This window comes from Belnapia sp., from assembly GCF_059504005.1.
On the sequence record NZ_JCACHU010000103.1, the window covers coordinates 1 to 3,395 of the forward strand.

General features: G+C 69.3%; 2 protein-coding genes. Both read left to right on the top strand.

What is annotated here, in order from left to right; genetic code table 11:
• Positions 1–224 precede the first annotated feature (224 nt).
• Positions 225–1,751, top strand: coding sequence for a serine hydrolase domain-containing protein (locus AC5JJ1_RS14530; RefSeq protein ID WP_495785819.1), 1,527 nt, complete (start codon positions 225–227; stop codon positions 1,749–1,751).
• Positions 1,752–1,763: 12 nt separating this feature from the next.
• Positions 1,764–3,332, top strand: a complete 1,569-nt coding sequence (locus AC5JJ1_RS14535) for an ABC transporter substrate-binding protein (RefSeq protein WP_495785820.1) — start codon at positions 1,764–1,766, stop codon at positions 3,330–3,332.
• Positions 3,333–3,395: the final 63 nt, after the last annotated feature.

A 3,395-nucleotide genomic window follows, 5' to 3' on the forward strand; every position in this document is an offset into this window, starting at 1 on the left:
TGCCGCCCGCCATGATGGCACGCGAGCGTCACGGCACGTGCAAAGCCAAGCTTATCCAACATCTGCTTGAGCGACTTTTCGCAGCCGGCTGAGATGGATTTCAGAAATCTGCTTTTGTTAATAACAAATCGAAATTGATGGGTTTTTGCGGTTGGTTGACGAAGCCGCTCGCTGGTTTCGAGAACCCCGCTTCTCTTTTTGCGGCCGCTGCGTCACCGTGGGCCATGCCACGCTTCGACCGTAGCGCTGCCGCCGCGCATGCCGACGCCTTCGCCGCCGCCTGGGATGCGGTGGCGGGGCCGGGCGGCGCGATCCTGCTGATCGGCCGCGACGGGCCGACCCATGCTGCCTGCGGCGGCCTCGCCGATCTGGCCCTCGGCCGGCGGATCACGCCGGAGACCACCTTCCGCTGGGCCTCCATCACCAAGCAGGTTCTGGCCGCGCTGGCGTTGTACGCCGGGCCGGGGTTGGAAGCGAGGCTCGGCGAGCATCTCCCCGGCCTCTCGCCGGCGGTGGGATCTGTCACGGTCGGCCATGCGCTCGGCATGACCTCCGGTTTGCCGGATGCGATGGAAGCGGCCTGGCAGTGCCATGTGCCGCCCTCCACCGCGATGTCGCGGGCCATGCTGCTCGACTTCGTGGCGCGGCTGCCGGCGCTGAACACCCCGCAGGGGACGGAGGTCAGCTACACCAACACCGGCTACCGCCTGATGCAGCACCTACTTGAGGCGCGGCTCGGCTCGCTCGGTGAGGCCTGGCATGAGGCCTATTTCGCACCCCTCGGTATAGCAGCGACGCATTTCCCGGAGGACTGGACCGACTTGGTGCCCGGCCTCGCCCGCGGCTACTGGCGCGACGGGAAGGGAGGCTGGCGCGAGGGACGCTACGGCCCGCATTTCTCCGCCTCGGGCGGCCTTGCCGGATCGGCCCTCGACCTTGCCGCCTGGCTGGCGGGGCTGCTGGCCGGGCGCGGCCCGCTCGAAGGCGTACTGGAGGCGCTCTCGGCGCCGCGGCGGCTGGTGGATGGGCAGGAGATCGCTTATGGCCTCGGGCTGGGCCGCACGCCGCTCGGCCCGCACATCCTTTTCGGCCATGGTGGGTCGCTGCCCGGCTACAAGAACCACGTATTGCTCAGCCGGGAGCTCGATGCCGGCGTCATCGTCCTGACCAACCGGGAGGAGGTAGACAGTCTCGACCTTGCCCTCTCGGTCATGGCGGCGGGGCTCGGTCTGGAGCAGCCTCCCCCAGCGCCAGAGGCGCTCCGCCCCGGCCTCTATGCCGCGGCGGACGGCGAGCCCTTCTGGATCGAGGTGGACGGGGGCGCCGTTTCCTTCCTCGGCGCGCGGGAGCCGCTCTATGCGGGAGGCGATGGCTGGGCGGTCAGCCGCAGCCCCTATATGTGGATTCGCCTCCGCCACGAGAACTCTGCGATTATCGGCGAGGTGAACCACGCCGCCTATCGCTTCCTGCCCGTACAGGACGCCGTCTGCGATTCCAGCTGGCAGGGCGAATGGCGCAACGAGGAGTTCGGGAGCGCCTTCTCCATTGGCCCCGGCGGCCACAGCCTCGCCATGGGTGCCGGCCCATTGCGTGCGGCGATGCCGCTGACGCCGCTCGGTGCTGGGCGCGCACTGTTTCGTCGGGCGGACGGGCCCTGGGCGCAGCGACCCTGCCTGCACGTCCAGGGCGACCGGGCGCGGCTCGTCACCAATCGCTGCCGGGTGCTGGAATACCGGCGGGCATCCGATTAAGGAGGATTGCCGATGACGCTTCGTGCCACCGCCCTTGCCGCCCTGCTCGCCGCTGGGCTGGGGCTGCCGGCGGCCGCGCAATCCGTGCTGCGCGTCGTGCCGCATGCCGACCTGAAGACGCTCGATCCCGTGGCCGTCTCCGTCACCATCACCCGCATGCACGGGCTGATGATCTACGAGACGCTTTTCGCTTGGGACTCGACGCTGCAGCCCAAGCCGCAGATGGTGGAGACCTGGTCGGTCAGCGAGGATCAGCTTACCTGGCGCTTCACGCTGCGCGAGGGCCTCCGCTTCCATGACGGCAAGCCGGTGACGACGCGCGACGTCACCGCTTCGCTCCGCCGCTGGATAGCGCGGGACACGGTCGGCTCCCGACTAAGCGATGCGCTGGCGAGCCTCGACATCATCGATGACCGCAGCTTTGCCCTGGTGTTGAAGCGGCCCTTCACGCTGATGACCTATGCGCTCGGCTCGGCCGTCGGCGCCATCCCGGCCATCATGCGGGAGGAGGATGCGCAGTCCGATCCAGGGCGTCCGGTCACCACCACCATCGGCTCCGGCCCCTTCCGCTTCGTCCGCGAGGACTGGATGGCGGGCCAACGCGTCGTCTATGCACGCAACGCCGACTACCGCCCACGCAGCGAGCCAGCCGACGGCCTCGCTGGCGGCCGCGTGGTCAAGGTGGACCGCGTCGAGTGGCGCAACATCCCCGATGCCTCGACCGTCGCCGCGGCGCTGCAATCCGGCGAGATCGACATCTGGGAGCAGGTGGCCGGCGACCTCGTGCCCGTCGTCTCCCGCCAGCGTGGCACCGTGGTGGACCGGCTGAACGCGCTGGGCACGCAGGGCATGCTGCGGCCGAACAGCCTCTTCCCGCCCTTCAACGATCCCCGCGCACGCCTCGCCCTGGCCTATATCGTCGACCAGGCGGAAACCATGGCGGCCGGCTTCGGCGACCAGCGCTGGTGGCGGCGCTGTGAGGCCTTCTTCGTCTGCGGCACCGGCTATGCGTCAGAAGCCGGCTCCGCACCCTATGCGCAGCCCAATCTCGAGCGCGCCCGCTCACTCCTCGCGGAGGCCGGCTATCGCGGCGAGCGGCTGGTCTTCATCACCACCAACGACATCCCGTGGATCGGCCGCATGGCGGAGGTCGCGGCCGCCGGCATGCGCCAGGCCGGGATGACCATCGACCTGCAGTACAATGACTGGGGCACCGTCATCACCCGCCAGCCGCGGCGGGACCCGCCTGACCAGGGGGGCTGGAACCTCTTCGTCACCGGCGCCTCGGGCGCCACCATGTTCCATCCGCTGACGAATATCGGCACCAGCATGTCCTGCGACGGCCGCAACTGGGCCGGCTGGCCCTGCGACGAGGAGGCGGAGCGGCTGCGCATCGCCTTCGTCGAGGCTACGGACGAGGCGGAGCGCAAGCGCCTCGCCGAGGTTTTGCAGGTGCACCTGGCCGAGGTGCAGCCCTACCGCCTGCTCGGCCAGGCCGACGTGCCCTATGCGCGGCGGTCCAACATTGCCGGCCTGCTGCCCTCGCCGGTCATGGTGTTCTGGAACATCGAGAAGCGCTGACCGGGCATCAGCGTGTTGCATGGGTCAGGGGCCTGGACGCATTCGTCCCTGCCCACGCTTGCG